General features: G+C 62.9%; 11 protein-coding genes. 4 read left to right on the plus strand and 7 right to left on the minus strand.

Annotation, left to right across the window (positions count from 1 at the left end; genetic code table 11):
• From NKI67_RS05595 to NKI67_RS05605, 3 genes are all read right to left on the minus strand, one after another.
• A partial coding sequence (locus NKI67_RS05595; protein ID WP_352644690.1) for an SPOR domain-containing protein occupies positions 1–3,098 on the minus strand: 3,098 nt, incomplete at its 3' end.
• Positions 3,099–3,201: 103 nt separating this feature from the next.
• Entirely contained in the window at positions 3,202–4,959 is a 1,758-nt protein-coding gene (gene argS, locus NKI67_RS05600; RefSeq protein ID WP_352644692.1) for an arginine--tRNA ligase, read from the minus strand.
• Positions 4,960–5,020: 61 nt separating this feature from the next.
• Positions 5,021–6,235, minus strand: a complete 1,215-nt coding sequence (locus tag NKI67_RS05605; protein WP_352644694.1) for a deoxyguanosinetriphosphate triphosphohydrolase — start codon at positions 6,233–6,235, stop codon at positions 5,021–5,023.
• Between the two features lie 73 nt (positions 6,236–6,308).
• On the opposite strand from NKI67_RS05605, the gene erpA reads away from it, so the two are divergent.
• From erpA to NKI67_RS05625, 4 genes are all read left to right on the plus strand, one after another.
• Positions 6,309–6,656, plus strand: a complete 348-nt coding sequence (gene erpA, locus NKI67_RS05610) for an iron-sulfur cluster insertion protein ErpA (protein WP_031212336.1) — start codon at positions 6,309–6,311, stop codon at positions 6,654–6,656.
• Positions 6,657–6,658: 2 nt separating this feature from the next.
• Complete coding sequence (locus tag NKI67_RS05615) at positions 6,659–7,048, plus strand: VOC family protein (RefSeq protein WP_352470415.1); 390 nt, start codon at positions 6,659–6,661, stop codon at positions 7,046–7,048.
• Positions 7,049–7,078: 30 nt separating this feature from the next.
• Positions 7,079–7,873, plus strand: coding sequence for an exodeoxyribonuclease III (xth, locus tag NKI67_RS05620; protein WP_352644696.1), 795 nt, complete (start codon positions 7,079–7,081; stop codon positions 7,871–7,873).
• Between the two features lie 77 nt (positions 7,874–7,950).
• Positions 7,951–8,268 carry a hypothetical protein gene (locus NKI67_RS05625; RefSeq protein WP_023678938.1) on the plus strand — a complete coding sequence of 106 codons (318 nt, stop codon included), beginning with the start codon at positions 7,951–7,953 and terminating at the stop codon, positions 8,266–8,268.
• Between the two features lie 24 nt (positions 8,269–8,292).
• Here NKI67_RS05625 and NKI67_RS05630 read toward each other — a convergent pair whose 3' ends face one another.
• The 4 genes from NKI67_RS05630 to NKI67_RS05645 form a co-directional block, all read right to left on the minus strand.
• The gene (locus NKI67_RS05630) at positions 8,293–9,129 is read right to left on the minus strand and encodes a tetratricopeptide repeat protein (RefSeq protein ID WP_023678939.1); all 837 of its coding nucleotides are present in this window, start codon (positions 9,127–9,129) and stop codon (positions 8,293–8,295) included.
• A complete protein-coding gene (ilvD, locus tag NKI67_RS05635) occupies positions 9,116–10,840 on the minus strand; it encodes a dihydroxy-acid dehydratase (protein WP_352577585.1) in 1,725 nt (574 codons plus the stop codon). Before ilvD ends, NKI67_RS05630 begins: the two co-directional genes overlap by 14 nt.
• Positions 10,841–11,119: 279 nt before the next feature.
• On the minus strand, positions 11,120–12,340 hold the full coding sequence (locus NKI67_RS05640) for an OmpP1/FadL family transporter (protein WP_352644698.1): 1,221 nt from the start codon (positions 12,338–12,340) through the stop codon (positions 11,120–11,122).
• 425 nt (positions 12,341–12,765) lie between these two features.
• Complete coding sequence (locus NKI67_RS05645; protein ID WP_352644700.1) at positions 12,766–15,549, minus strand: valine--tRNA ligase; 2,784 nt, start codon at positions 15,547–15,549, stop codon at positions 12,766–12,768.
• Positions 15,550–15,658 lie beyond the last annotated feature (109 nt).

The following is a 15,658-nucleotide window of genomic DNA, read 5'->3' on the forward strand; positions in this document are numbered from 1 at the left end:
GGGCCGGTCTGCGCGGCGGCGGCGGCCTGGGCCGACGGAGCGACGTGCTGCGGCGCCGGATCGGCCGGCTCGGCAGCAGCCATCTGCGGGGCGGCAGGCGCCGGATCCTCGCGCGCCACCAGCGAACCGTCAGGTTTCACGACCATGGTCCGTACCTTGCGCGGCGCAACGGCGACGATCTCGGGGGTTGCACCCTTCTCGGCCTCCTGCAGAACCTGCGCGATGCGATCCTCGGACTTGGGTGCCGGTGCGGCGACGGTTTCGGTAGCGCCAGCCGCATTGGCGCCAAGCGCATTGGTGTCAGGCGCGCTGGTGTCACGCGCGTTGGTGCCAGACGCATTGCTATCAGACGCCTCGGTGCCGGGCGCGTCGATATCGTCCGCGGCATCGGGGTCATTGGGCGAAAGATCGACGACGCGGCTCTCCGGTTCGTTGGCTTTCAGGTCCACGGGCTCTTCGGTGTTGGTGACCAGCTTCTGCTGAACCGGCTCGGCGGGCTTGGCGCCCTTGACCACAGCGTCATAAACCTTGTTGTCCTGGTTCGGCACGACGGTGCCGCCTGGATTTTCCGGCTTGATCTTGATCGGCCTGTTGTCGGCCTTGACGATAACCGGCGCATCGCCGCCGCTCTTGCCGCCGAGGGTCAACGCAAAGGCGCCAAGGCCTCCGGCGATCGCCACGGCGCCGACCACCGCTCCTATCAGCAGCCCGCGCCTGCGCGGCTGCCTTTCGGCCCCGCGTTCGGCAAGGCCCGGAACCGACATCTCCTCGTCCAGTTCGGGATCGTAGTCGAGCTCATCGAAGGTGAAATCGTCGGCCTGCGAAACCGGCTGGCCACCGGGCAATGGGCCCAGATCGAAACCGTCCGCTGCATCGGCATAGGAAGCGGCCGCCGCGCTGACGGGGGCTTCCGCAGGCTTGGCGCCATAGGCGCGCGTCTCGCTACGATCTTGCTTGTAGCCAGACGCGAAGCCGGCATCGTATTCATCGTCATAGCCAGCACTGCGCACCGGGGCAGGCGCGATGTCAGTTGCATTCATTTCGGTGAGAAGGCTGGCAAAATCGGCATCGAGATCGTCGTAGGCGGGCGCCACCGGCTCGTCATCGTCGAAGTTGAGCTCCGGAATGTCGAGATCGTCCGCCAGCGCCACCACGCGCTCGGGCACGTCGACCGTCTCGACATCGGGCATCTCGTCATAGGCGGAAGGCTGTTGATGCGAGGTTGGTGCAGCTTCCGTGTAGGCGGGCCGATCTTCATAGGACGGCCTCTCTTCGACCGGTGCGGCCCGATAGGACGGCGTTGCGGCCGGCTGCGGCGGTGGTGCCGGACGCGCCGAAGCCACCGGCTGGCTTGCAAAAGCGGGCTGAGGCTGTGCGACCGGTGTCACGCGGCTCCACGAGCGGGCCGGCTCGGGCGGTGTGGCGCGTGTTGTCAGCCAGTTCAGCGCATCGAGCGGGTCTTCCTCGGCAGCAGCTGCCGCACTCTTGTCGGCCGAGTCGTGATCCAGGCCGATATTCCTGGCGAAGTCGGCATCGAGCGCATCGCTGTCGAGATCATCCGCGCGTCCGGCAGCGGCTTCGACACCGAAATCCTCGCCTTCAAGCTCATCGAGGAGGACACTGCCAAGATCGGCGTCATCGGCGGCACTGGACTGCTGCGGCTCAGCGGGCTCGTGCTCGTCGAGTTCCCAATCCAGCTCGTCGACAGCATGCACCGGTTCGTTGGCGACGTCTTTGACCGCCGCCATTGGCTGTTCAGCGGCCACTGCTGGCTTCTGAACTACCGGCGCGATAGGCTGCTGAACAGCCATCACGGGCTTCTGGGCAGTCTGCGGGCTTGTCTGAGGTTCGTTGACCGCTTGTGCCGGCCGTGTGCTCATCGCACCGAGCAGCGCGTTCAGTTCGTCTTCCAGGCTGCGTTCCTCAGCCACTGGGGCCGTCGGGACGACAGCGGCCGGCGCCACTGGTTCGGCCGCAACTTGCGCCATGGGTTCTTCGGCTTCCTCGGCAGGCGCATCGTCGAAGCTCAGATCGAAATCGTCGTCGAACGCCGCTTCAGCGGCCGCGCCGGAAAGCCGGGCGGCCTCTGGCTCTTCGATCGACTGCTCTTCGATAAACTCTGGTTCTTCGATTTCGGCAGGCCCGTTCGAGCGAACATCGAAGTCCATGTCGACATCGGCCATGGCATCATCGAATTGGCCGGCAAGATCCTCATCGGCCGAAACCGCCTCAACCGGCGATGACGTGGCGGCGACGTTTTCCGCCGGCTCATGCTCGTCGAACATCAGCTCGTCTTCGAGCGAGCTTGCAACGGCATCGTCGAACTCGTCATCGAACGCGGCCGCTTGCGCGGCGGTTTCAACGGCGACGGTCTGCTCCATCGGCTCATGCTCTTCGAGCATCAGCTCGTCTTCGAGCGAACTTGCCACGGCGTTGTCGAACTCATCGTCGAAGGCGGGCTCGTCGACCGGCTCGATCGCCTCGGCTGCGGCCCTGGGTTCATCCTCGCCGGTCACCGCGATCTTGGCCGTCACACCGTCGTCGTGCCGAAAATCCTGGTCGAGCGAGGCGGCAAGTTCGTCGTCACTCGAAAGGTCGTCCTCGAACGGCGACACGTCTTCGAGCGAGCCGGCGACGGCGTTATCGAAATCGTCGTCGAGCTCCGGCTCGACGGCGGGAGCGAACGCCCTTTCGGGGGCGGAGGCAATTTCGTCGGCGGCAACAGGAGTGGCTGCAACAGGAGCAGCATCATCCGCCGCACTGTCGTCGAACGCGAAATCCTGTTCGAACGAGGCAGCAAGCGCGTCCTCCATTTCGTCGGCGGCGGCCGGTTCGGGTGTCGGCTCGCGAAGCTTGGCAGGGGAAGCATTGTCATTGGCGTCGGCGCCGAATTCGCCCATCAACTCCTTCTCGAGATCGATCTCGAAATCGCCCTCGTCCACCGACGGTTCGGCGGCAGCGGTTTTCGGCTGGGCCGGCGTTTGCGGTTTGACCGGCTGGCGCGGGTCGAACCCCATGATCCTGGTCAGTTCCGCGAACGGATCATCGTTGGCGATGTCGTTGTGGTCGGCTGCTCTCAGCTGGGTTCTGTCTGCCATTATTGTTCCCGAACTCGCACTCATTCGGACGCCATGGACGTCGCGTAGGGTTGGCCCTTACCAGCGCAATGTGGGCAAAAGGTGACAGGTTTTTTACTCAAACCTAACGCATTTCGGTGGGCGCATTGGCTCCGATCAGCGTCAGGCCGGACGTCAAAACGTCCGAAACAGCCTGCACCAGCCCTAGTCTGGCATGCGTCAATTGTCGGTCGTTAACCTTAACAAAACGTAAGTCGGGATTATCGGTGCCCCGGTTCCAGTGTCCGTGGAAGCTGGAAGCGAGTTCGTAGAGGTAAAATGCCAGCCGGTGGGGCTCGAGCGCGAGCGCCGCGGCTTCGATCAGCCGAGGATATTCGGCGAGCTTCCTGATCAGGCCGATCTCCCCCTCATCGGTCAGCAAAGCCACTTCGGCGGCCAGCTGGTTGCGGTCGAACATGGCCTCGCCCAATTGCTCGCTCGCCTGCCGGAATACCGAATGGCAGCGCGCCGAGGCATACTGCACGTAGAACACCGGATTGTCCTTCGACTGCTCGGTCACCTTGGCGAAGTCGAAGTCGAGCGGCGCGTCGTTCTTGCGGTAGAGCATCATGAAGCGGATCGGGTCGCGGCCGACCTCCTCGACCACTTCGCGCAAGGTCACGAACTCGCCCGACCGCTTCGACATACGTACCGGCTCGCCGGCGCGAAACAGCCTCACCAACTGGCAAAGCAGCACGGTAAGCTTGATCTCGTCGCCGGCAATCGCCCGGGCAAGCGCTTCCAGCCGTTTCACGTAGCCGCCATGATCGGCGCCAAGCACATAGATCAGGTCGACGAAGCCGCGATCGACCTTGTCCTTGAGGTAGGCGACATCGGCGGCGAAATAGGTGAAGGTGCCGTCCGACTTGACCAGCGCCCGGTCCATGTCGTCGCCGACCGCGGTCGAACGGAACAGCGTCTGCTCGCGATCCTCCCAGTCGTCCGGCTTCTCGCCCTTGGGCGGCGGCAGCTTGCCCTTGTAGATGTGGCCCTTCAGCGTCAGGTCGCTGATCGCCGAGCGTATCTTGCGGGCGTTGTTCGCATGCAGCGTCCGCTCGGAGAAGAAAACGTCGTGATGCACGTTGAGCAGCGCCAGATCCTCGCGGATCATCGCCATCATCGCGTCGATCGTCCTGTCCTTGACGATGGCAAGCGCCTCTTCGTCCGGCATCTGCAGCAGGGAGCGGCCGAATTCGCTGGCCAGCGCCTGACCAACGGGGATCAGATAGTCGCCTGGATAAAGCCCGGCCGGAATGTCGCCGATCTCATCGCCGAGCGCTTCGCGGTAGCGCAGCATGACTGAGCGTCCGAGCACGTCGATCTGCGAACCGGCATCGTTGATGACGTATTCCTTGGTCACGTCGTAACCGGCGAAGGCCATCAGATTGGCCAGCGCGTCGCCGACCACGGCACCCCGGCAATGGCCGACATGCATCGGGCCGGTCGGGTTGGCCGAGACATATTCGACATTGGTTTTCTTGCCGCCGCCGATAGTCGAGCGGCCGTAATTGCGGCCTTCGCCGAGCATCGCCGTCAGATGCGCCTGCCAGAAGCCGTCCTTGAGCCTGAGATTGACGAAGCCCGGGCCTGCGATCTCGGCGGCCGCGATATCCTCGTCGGCGCGCAGCGCCTCGGCCAGCCTTTCGGCCAGCGCACGCGGGTTCTGGCCGGTCGGCTTGGCCAACACCATGGCTGCGTTGGTCGCGAGGTCGCCATGGCTGGCATCGCGCGGCGGCTCGACGGCGATGCGCGACAGGTCCGGCGACACGCCATCCTTGTCTTTCAAATCAAGCGCTTCGACGGCCTTTATGATTCGCGCGTTGAAATCGGCGAAGATGTTCATTGCTGTGGCTCTGACGGTTTTGCAGGGATCCGGCTCGTTGGCCGGCAAAATCGCGCCCGCCCTAGCTCAAATCCGGCGTATGGTCAAACAAACGCCTGTGTTCCTTGAGTGCATAAGTGTCCGTCATGCCGGCCAGGAAATCGGCAACACTGCGCGCCTTGACGCGGTCCTCTGCCCGGTCGAGCCCTTCGCGCCAGCCATCCGGCATGGCGCGCGGATCGGCGAAATAGACGTCGAACAGGTCCCTGACGATCTGGTCGGCATCGGCGCGCACCCGCATGACCTCCGCATGCCGGTAGAGGTGCTTGTAGAGAAAGGCCTTCAGCTCCTTTTCCAATACGGCCGTCTCGGCGGAGAAGCTCACCATCGGCTCGCCGGCCGCCCTTACCGCTTCGGCGCTGCCGGGCTTGGTGCGCGCCAGATTGGCCGTCGTCGAGACGATCACGTCCTCGACCATGATAGTGATCTGCCGGCGCATCAGCTCGTGGCCGGTGCGTACGTCATCGAGCGCCGGATAGCGCTGACGCACGCCCTTGAGGATCGACCCCGGCAGCGAGACGCCCTCCAGCATATCCAGCGTCAACAGCCCTGCCCTCAAGCCGTCATCGATGTCGTGGGTATTGTAGGCGATGTCGTCGGCAATCGCCGCACACTGCGCCTCGATACCAGCGAAGCGATCGAGCTCGAGGTCGTGCAGTTCGGAATAGTCGCGGATAGCCTGCGGCACCGGTCCCTTCAGCCCTTTCCCCTTGGCATCGGTCAGCGGGCCATTGTGCTTGACCAGCCCCTCCAGCGTTTCCCAGGTGAGGTTCAGCCCATCGAACTCGGCATAGCGCCGCTCCAGCCGCGTCACCACACGCAGCGACTGCGCATTGTGATCGAAGCCGCCCCAGGCGGCCATCTTCTCATTCAGCGCGTCCTCGCCGGTATGGCCGAAGGGCGTGTGGCCGAAGTCGTGCACCAGGGCCACCGCCTCGGCCAGGTCCTCGTCGCCGCGCAGCGCCCGCGCCAGAGCGCGTGCGATTTGCGCGACCTCGATCGAATGCGTCAGCCTCGTGCGGTAATGGTCGCCTTCGTGTGCGACGAACACTTGCGTCTTGTGCTTCAGCCGGCGGAACGCCGTCGAATGGATGATGCGGTCGCGGTCGCGCTGGAACGGCGTGCGCGTCGGGCTTTCCACCTCGTCGAACAGCCGCCCGCGCGACTTCGCCGGGTCGCTGGCATAGGCCGCGCGCGGCCGATAGCCGAATCCGATGTCGCCCAACTCGTTGGTCATAGCGTATGCCGCAGTTGACTTGCCCCGTCGCGCTTCATACCTATCATACGAAACCGAATGCAAGGTGACGCCCATGGGCGCTGATGCCAAGACCGCCATGAAAGTCGAGATGACCGACGCCGCCGCCAGGCGGATCGCCAAGATTGTAGCGAGCGAAGCCGGTAAGACGGCCGTGCGCGTTTCGGTCGAGGGCGGCGGCTGTTCCGGCTTCTCCTACAAGTTCGACCTGGTCGACAGGCGCAATGACGACGACGTCGCCATCGAAAAGGACGGCGCCACTGTGCTGATCGACGACCTGTCGCTGGTCTATATGGGCGGCTCGGTGATCGATTTCGTTGACGATCTGATGGGCCAGTCGTTCCAGATCAGAAACCCCAATGCGGTCGCCTCCTGCGGCTGCGGCACCAGCTTCTCGATCTAGAAATGCCCGACATCGGCGCGGTCCGTCAGGTCGCGCTTTCCGCCGGGCGCGACCTCGATGCAACGCTGGCGTTCTGGCGCGAGGTGCTCGGCATGAACCTGCATGCGCGTTTCGATCCGCCGGGCATCGCCTTTATCATGGCCGGTGACGTGCGCCTGCTTTTCACCGACGGCCTGCCTGCCGGCACCGTCTATCTCGACATATCGGGCCTCGACGAGTTCCACGCTTCGGCAAGGGCCGCCGGTGTTCCCTTCACCGCGCCGCCGGCGCTCGTCCATCGCGACACCGAAGGCCTGTTCGGCCAGGCGGGGGAAAGCGAATGGATGGCCTTCCTAAAGGACCCGGCAGGCAATACGATCGGCCTTGTCGAACGTCATCCACCGGATCGCTAGTCTCCGGACCACCAGCCTATCGAGGCCGTCATGAAAATCGTCACCTGGAACATCAACGGCGTTCGCGCCCGCATCGGCAATTTGACCCATTGGCTGACGGAAAGCGCGCCCGACATCGCCTGCCTGCAGGAGATCAAGACGGTCGACGAGCAGTTTCCCCGCGCCGAGATCGAGGCGCTCGGCTACAATGTCGAGACTTACGGCCAAAAAGGCTTCAACGGCGTCGCCATCCTGTCGAAGCTGCGTTTCGACGAGGTCAATCGCGGCTTGCCGGGCGACGATGCCGACGAGCAGGCGCGTTTCATCGAGGGCGTGTTCTCGACCGACAGGGGCGCCTTGCGCGTTGCCTCGATCTATCTGCCGAACGGCAACCCGATCGACGACGAGAAGAAGTTCTCCTACAAGCTTTCCTGGATGGCGCGACTTGAGCGCTGGGCCGAGGAGCGGCTTGCTCTGGAAGAGCCGCTGGTCCTGGCCGGCGACTACAATGTCATTCCCGAGCCGATCGACGCGAAGTATCCGGAAAACTGGCTAAGCGATGCGCTGTTCCAGCCCGCGACGCGGCAGGCGTTCCGGCGGCTGAAGAATCTCGGCTTCACCGAAGCCGTGCGTGCCATCACCGACGCCCCGGACATTTTTACGTTCTGGGACTATCAGGCCGGCGCCTGGCAGAAGAACAACGGCATTCGCATCGACCATTTGCTTCTGTCGCCCGAAGCCGCCAACTGGTTTTCCTCGGCTTCGATCGAAAAACAGGTGCGCGCCTGGGAAAAACCCTCCGACCACGTGCCGGTGGCGATCGATCTGGCGCTGCAGCCGGCCTGACCGGAGCTGCTGTCCGGCGGCACATTGATAAGTTGACCTCTTATCGCCACAAATCGCGCGCTTGATGAGAAATCATCATGGTGGCTGGGGTTCCCATGACTACTCGATTTGCACTCTGCCCGATCGGCTGCGCGCTTGCGATGGCGGTGGCGACGCCGGCTTTTGCCGATGCAGAGTGTCTGGCTAACGGCAAATCATTCCAGATCGGCCGGGTCGCCTGCCTGACGCTTGCCGGCCAAAGCTACCTCGCCCGTTGCGAGATGGTGCTCAACAACACGTCCTGGACAAAGCAGCGGGATGGCTGCCCGGAGAACACGCTGGCCCCACATCTGCAGGGCACGCCGATCTCAACACCGGCGCCCAGCGGCATGCCGGCGGAACCGACCGACAATTGATTTCAAAACGGAAATTCTGCCGACCTACTGGTCGCCGCCACCCTTGGTGAGGATGTCGTCGGCCAGCGAGATCGCGGTGCGGCGGTCGGCTTCGCCGGCGGCCGCAAACGCTTCTTCCTGCATGCCGCGGATCCATGGCTGGTCGGCGGGTGAGGCCCGTTCGAGCGCCGCGGTCATCATCGCCAGCCCCCGCACGATCTTGCCGCTTTGGAAAAGCAGGTTGCCGAGCGTCGCCTGCGCGCCCGCATGGCCCTTTTCGGCCGCCAGCTGGAACCAGCGTCCGGCCTGCTTGACGCTGGCCTTGACGCCGCCCTCACCCTTGAGGAACATCTGGCCCATCTCGAACTGGGCGTTCGGATTGCGGTAGTTGGCGGCGGCACGCATGTAATATTCCTGGGCCGCCACCTCGTTCTCCTCGACGGGGCTGCCGGGAATGCCCTTCCTCAGATAGTCGCCAAGCGCCACCAGCGCGTCCGAAACATAGCTTTCCTCGGGCGAACCGGGCTCGACATCCTGGTCGACGATCTCGCTGAAGAACTTGAATGCCGCGTAGTCGTCTCGCGCCACGCCATCGCCTTCGGCATACATGCGCGCAAGCTTCCAGGTGGCGCCGATCTGGCCGTTCTCCGCGGCATATTTATAGGCTTCCGCAGCCTGCTCCTTATGGCCGTTCTTGTAGGCGGAAAAGCCGAACTGGAACACCGCCCAAGGGCTCGACTGCGGCTTCACGCCGGTCTTGTCGTCGAACACCTTGTCGTCGAAGGCCATGGCTTGGCCGACGGCGCCCAAGGTCGCGCCAAACGTGGCGAGCGCAACCAGTGCCGAAAGGACAGACGACCTCAACAACTCAGATGTCCGCATAGCAGTGTGTTTCTTTGGCACCGCCGGGATGGGTGACCGCGCCGTCGCGGGCAGATCCGACCGTCTGTGCGTATTTCCAGATCGCGCCCGACTGATAGTCGGTCGTGCGCGCCTTCCATGCTTTTGCCCTCGCCGCCAGTTCGGCTTTGGACAATGCAACCTCGATCGTGCCGTTCACCGCATCGATCGAGATCAAGTCGCCATCCCTAAGCAGCCCGATCGGGCCGCCCACTGCCGCTTCCGGCCCGACATGGCCGATGCAGAAACCGCGCGTTGCGCCCGAAAAACGCCCGTCGGTGATGAGCGCCACCTTGCCGCCCATGCCCTGGCCGTAGAGAGCCGCCGTCGTCGACAGCATTTCGCGCATGCCCGGGCCGCCGCGCGGACCCTCGTAACGGATGACGAGAACCTCGCCTTCGCTATAGTTACGGTGCGTAACCGCTTCGAAACATTCCTCTTCCGAATCGAAGCAGCGCGCCGGACCCGAGAATTTCAGCTCCGCCATACCAGCGACCTTCACGATCGCGCCTTCGGGGGCAAGGTTACCCTTCAAGCCCACGACCCCGCCGGTCTGGGTAATCGGCCTGTTGGCGGGACGGACCACATCCTGGCTGTCATTCCAGGAAACATGTTCCATATTTTCGGCCAAAGTGCGGCCGGTCACCGTCAGGCAATCGCCGTGAAGATAGCCATGGTCGAGCAGCGTCTTCATCAAGAGCGGAATGCCGCCGGCCTCGAACATGTCCTTGGCGACGTATTTGCCGCCCGGCTTGAGGTCGGCGATATAGGGTGTTTTCTCGAATATCTTGGCCACGTCGAAAAGATCGAACTTTATCCCGGCCTCGTGCGCGATCGCCGGCAGATGCAGCGCCGCGTTGGTCGAGCCGCCGGTGGCCGAGACCACGGTCGCGGCATTTTCCAACGCTTCTATGGTAACGATGTCGCGCGGGCGGATGTTCCTTGCGATCAGCTCCATGATCTTTTCGCCGGAAGCGAAATTGAAGCGGTCGCGCATCTCGTAGGGTGCCGGCGCGCCGCAGGAATAGGGCAGCGCCAAGCCGATCGCCTCAGCGACGGTGGCCATGGTATTGGCGGTGAACTGGGCGCCGCAGGAGCCGGCCGACGGACAGGCGGCTTGCTCGATCTCGAGCAGCTCGGCGTCGCCGATCGTGCCGACCGAATGCTGGCCGACCGCCTCGAACACGTCCTGCACCGTGATCTGCCGGCCACGGTAGCTGCCGGGCAGTATCGAGCCGCCATAGATGAAGATCGACGGTACGTTGAGGCGCACCATGGCCATCATCATGCCGGGCAGCGACTTGTCGCAACCGGCCAATCCAACCAGCGCATCGTAGCAATGGCCGCGCATGGTGAGCTCGACCGAGTCGGCGATGACCTCGCGCGACACCAGCGACGACTTCATGCCCTGATGACCCATGGCGATGCCGTCGGTGACGGTGATGGTGCAGAATTCGCGTGGCGTGCCGTTGGCGGCCGCCACGCCCTTCTTGACCACTTGCGCCTGGCGCATCAGCGAGATGTTGCAGGGCGCGGCCTCGTTCCAGCAGCTGGCGACACCGACCAGAGGCTGCGCGATCTCGGCCGCCGACAGCCCCATAGCATAAAGGTAGGAGCGATGCGGCGCCCGCTCGGGACCAACGGTCACGTGGCGGCTCGGCAGCTTGGCCTTGGAGATCGCTCTGGCGTCCATACTCGTCCTTGCCGCGGGCGGTGCGGCCTGCCTCTTCGCCTAGCCTTTTGGCGCATGTCCCGAGACAGGTTCGAGGTGCGCCGGGTTTATGGCGGGAAATAGGCAATGTTCCCAGGCGGCCGGGCGACGCGAGGGTTGTTCAGAAACTGTTGCCAAAACGTCACAATTACAGAAGCGAACATCATGGGGACATTTGTTGCGCCGGCCGAATGCCGGACGCCACGCATCCAACCAACGGCCGGGCAGTGCCCGGCCGTTTTGTCGTTTAAAATTTAATAGTTAGAACTTGATCTTGACGGAAGCCGAACCGGCGAGAAGCAGGTCGTTGCCGTAGGTATAGGTAACGGCATTTGCCACGTCGCCGACACCGCTGAAAGTCGATGACCCGCTCGTCAGCACACCGATCGAGCCGCCGAGCCTGACCTCGACCTGGTCGTTCGGCGAATAGGAGACGCCGCTGGCAACGGCCCAGGTATCCGACTGATAGCCGGAGGTCGTCGAGGTGCCGCGATCCCAGGTCAGCGAAACTACGCCCGACAATTGATCGGTGAACTTGTGCCCGATACCGCCCGTGACCGTCCAGCCGTCGCGATAAAGCAGGTCGAATGAAACGGGCGAGGGCAAACCGGTTACCGGACTGCGCACGCCATTGATGGCAATAACGCCAAGCTTGCTCCACTCCTGCCAGCGGACGGAACCAAAGGCCAGCCAGCCAGGAGCTATGCCGCTCTGCAGCTTGAATTCCAGAGCTTGAGGTATCTCAGCCGACGCCGAGACTGGGTACACGCCGGTAGAGCCGGGAATCAGATCCGCTGGAAAGGCGCCCCTGAAGCCGGTCGTGTCGACGGTTCCCGACAGCCCGTCATATTTGTAGCTCGAAGAGTACATCAGGCTGGCGCGCAGAGCGATCTCGGGGATCTCATAGGCTGCGCCCGCACGCCAACCCCATGCCTCGTCGGATAGCTTGAAGACACCGAGGCCGGTATTGCCGAAGGCGAGCAGTGTCTGGCGGGACAGAAACGCGTCGACCTGCTGGTAGGAGACACCGCCAATGAATCGTATGGCGCCCTTGCCGACGTTCACCTTGTAAGAGCAGGTGAGACCGAAATCATCTGTGTCGACGGCGTATTTGACCGCTGTCGGCGAATAGGCGTTGTTCATGCCGAAATTCGCGTCCGCACCATACGGTCTCGTATAGGTGGCAAGACAGTCTACGGGCTCAAAGATGTTGGCCTTGATGCCGACATGCGGCACCGCATAATCGCCACCAACGTCCACCGCCGATGTCGACAAACCCGAGCCGTCGAGACGCTGCACATTCTTGAGTTTGCGCTGTGGCGAAACATAGGTGACGCCTGCGTCGAACGAATATGGCGCCGCGTCGAACAGCTGGTCGATATTGACGCCGCCCCGGTCAAAGCCCCCGGCTTGCACCGTCCCAGCCAAAGCCAGCGAAAAAGCCCCCGCGCCCAGCAGCACTTTCAGACGCGAATAACACATGAATCTCCTCCCCGAAATATCCTTGCATCAAGCTAGAACCAATTCAGGTTAACGGCGCAACAACGAATTCGCCGTGCGTACATGTACACCTTGGCTGAACGCATTTCCGACAAGGTGTCGGCCTTCTTACCGAGGCGGGAAAATGGCCGCCACAATACAGATCGACGAGAAAACTCGGGAAAAACCCCTAAATCACTACAGATCAGGGCATTTTGCGTGCCCAGTCAGCCATTGTTACATTATGGCAACAATGGGGCAAAAACATTCAGTTTGCCTCAAGATTTACGCTGCGGAATGCCTGTTTTCGTGGCAGGAGGCCTGTCTGGAAGGCAGATTCGTGACCGGCGAATCTATTGCGGCCAACAGGCCCAATTTGTTTGATCAGCCGGCCCAATCTGTTCGATCAACCGGCCCAATCTGTTCGATCAACCGGCATCGCGCACCCGCGCCAATGCCACCGAAAGCTTCTCTTGCGCCTCGCGATATTCGGCGAGTTTTTCACGCTCGGCCTCCACCACCTCTTCCGGCGCGTTGGCGACGAATTTCTCGTTGGACAGCTTCTTGTAGAGCCGCGCTATTTCCTCGGTCACCTTCGCAAGCTCCTTGTGCAGGCGCGCTGCCTCGGCGGCAAGGTCGATCAGGCTGCCGAGCGGCAGGCAGATCGTCGCCTCGTTGACCACGATCTGGGCGGATCCCCTCGGTGGCGCCTCGGCGAGCGAGATGTCGCCGACCCGCGCCAGACGCTTGATAGCCGAGCCCTGACGCTCGAGCCTTTCGTGTGTCGCGTCGTTGGCGCCGATCACCACGAGCGGTGCGATAGCCGCCGGCGGCACGTTCATCTCCGAACGCACCGAGCGGATGCCGGAGACAAGGTCGACCAGCCAGTTGATGTCGGCGGCGGCCGCCTCGTCCTCGAAGTCGGGCGACGGCCATGCCGCATGACAAAGCAGCGATTGCCGTTGCCTGCCCTCGCCGGCGGTTTCGGCCCACAGTTCCTCGGTCATGAACGGCATCATCGGATGCAGCAGCTTGTAGATCTCGTCGAGTACGAAGGCGACGCATGCCCTGCTCTCGGCCTTGGCGGCCTCGTCGGTGCCCATGAACACCGGCTTCAGCAGTTCCAGGTACCAGTCGCAGAACTGGTTCCAGACGAAGCGGTAGGCGGCACCCGCCGCCTCGTTGAAGCGGTATGAGGTGATACCGTCCGTTATGTCCCGCGCGGCTCGCGTCAGCTCCGTCAAGATCCAGCGGTTGACCGCCAGCTTGGCGTCCTGCAGCCAGAAGTCGTCGTTGCGCGCCACTTCGTTCATCTCGGCGAAGCGCGTCGCGTTCCACAGCTTGGTGCCGAAATTGCGATAACCGGCAATGCGGGCCGGATCGAGCTTAACGTCGCGCCCTTGCGCTGCAATCACAGTCAAGGTGAAGCGCAGCGCATCGGCGCCGTATTCGTCGATGAGCTCGAGCGGATCGATGACGTTGCCTTTCGACTTCGACATCTTCTGCCCGTTCTTGTCGCGAACCAGCGCATGGACATAGACGGTATGAAACGGCTCCTGGTCCATGAAATGCAGGCCCATCATCATCATGCGGGCGACCCAGAAGAAGATGATGTCGAAACCGGTCACCAGCACGTCGGTCGGGTAATAGGTCTTCAGCGCCGGCGTCTGGTCCGGCCAGCCGAGCGTCGAGAACGGCCACAGCGCCGACGAGAACCATGTATCGAGCACGTCCTCGTCGCGGGTCAGGATCTCGCCAGGCTGGAAATTCTCGAGCTTGTCCTCGACCCAGGCCTTCCATGGCCCTTCCAGCGCCAAATAGTATTCGACGGCGGCACCGAGCGCCTCTTCCTCGGTCTTTTCGACAAAGACATGCCCGTCCGGCCCGTACCAGGCAGGGATCTGGTGGCCCCACCAGAGCTGGCGCGAAATGCACCAGGGCTGGATGTTTTCCATCCAGTCGAAATAGGTCTTTTCCCAGTTTTTGGGCACGAAATTGGTGCGGCCCTCGCGCACCGAGGCGATCGCCGGCTTGGCCAGTTCCGCCGCATTGACATACCATTGGTCGGTCAGAAACGGCTCGATCGGCACGCCGCCGCGGTCGCCGTGCGGCACCGTGTGGCGATGCGGCTCGACCTTTTCGAGAAAGCCGCCCGCCTGCATCAGCTCGACGATCTTCTTACGCGCATCGAAACGGTCCAGGCCGTCTAGGCTGTCCCAGACGGCCTGGCGCTCCGGCGTCACGTCCAGTCCGGCGAGAAAGTCCTCATTGTCCTTGAGGCTCACCGCCGCATTGACGGTGAGGATGTTGACCGCCGGCAGCCGGTGGCGCTTGCCGACCTCGAAATCATTGAAGTCATGCGCCGGCGTGATCTTGACCGCACCGCTGCCTTTTTCGGGATCGGAATACTCGTCCGCCACCACCGGGATCCTGCGGCCGACGATCGGCAGGATGAGGTTCTTGCCGACGAGATGCCGGAAACGCTCGTCGTCGGGGTGGACGGCGACAGCCGTATCGCCCAGCATCGTCTCCGGTCGGGTCGTCGCAACGGTAATGAAGGTCTTCGGATTTTCCGGATCGAAGGTCATGCCTTCGACCGGATAGCGGAAGTGCCAGAGGTTGCCGTTGACTTCCTGCTGCTCGACCTCGAGATCCGAGATGGCGGTCAACAGCTTCGGGTCCCAGTTCACAAGGCGCTTGTCCTTGTAGATCAGCCCTTCCTTGTAGAGCGTCACGAACACTTCGAGCACGGCCTTGGATAAGCCCTCGTCCATGGTGAAGCGCTCCCGGCTCCAGTCGGCCGAGGCCCCGAGCCGCTTCAGCTGGTTGAGGATGGCGCCGCCGGACTCGGCCTTCCACTCCCACACCTTGTCGATGAACTCATCTCGCGTCAGGTCGCGGCGGTGGATCTGCTTTTCCATAAGCTGGCGCTCTACCACCATCTGCGTGGCGATGCCGGCATGGTCCATGCCTGGTTGCCAAAGAACGTTCTTGCCGCGCATGCGCTCGAAGCGCACCAGAATGTCCTGCAGCGTGTTGTTGAGCGCATGACCCATATGCAGCGAGCCGGTGACATTCGGCGGCGGGATGACGATGGTGAAGGCTTCAGCCCCCTCCTCGGCCCCGGCGCCGGCCCGAAAGGCGTCGGCCTCTTCCCAGATCCTGGCAATCTTCGGCTCGACGGCTTTGGCGTCGTAGGTCTTTTCGAGCATGGGAAAACGGTCCGCGCTGTCCGGAATTTGTGGTCCGGTGTAAATCGGAAGGTTGTTGCCAAGTCAACCGCAAGGGCATGGCCGATAGATAGCGCCGGGATGGTTCGGC

It is taken from the genome of Mesorhizobium sp. M0408, assembly GCF_040321495.1.
GTDB lineage: Bacteria > Pseudomonadota > Alphaproteobacteria > Rhizobiales > Rhizobiaceae > Mesorhizobium.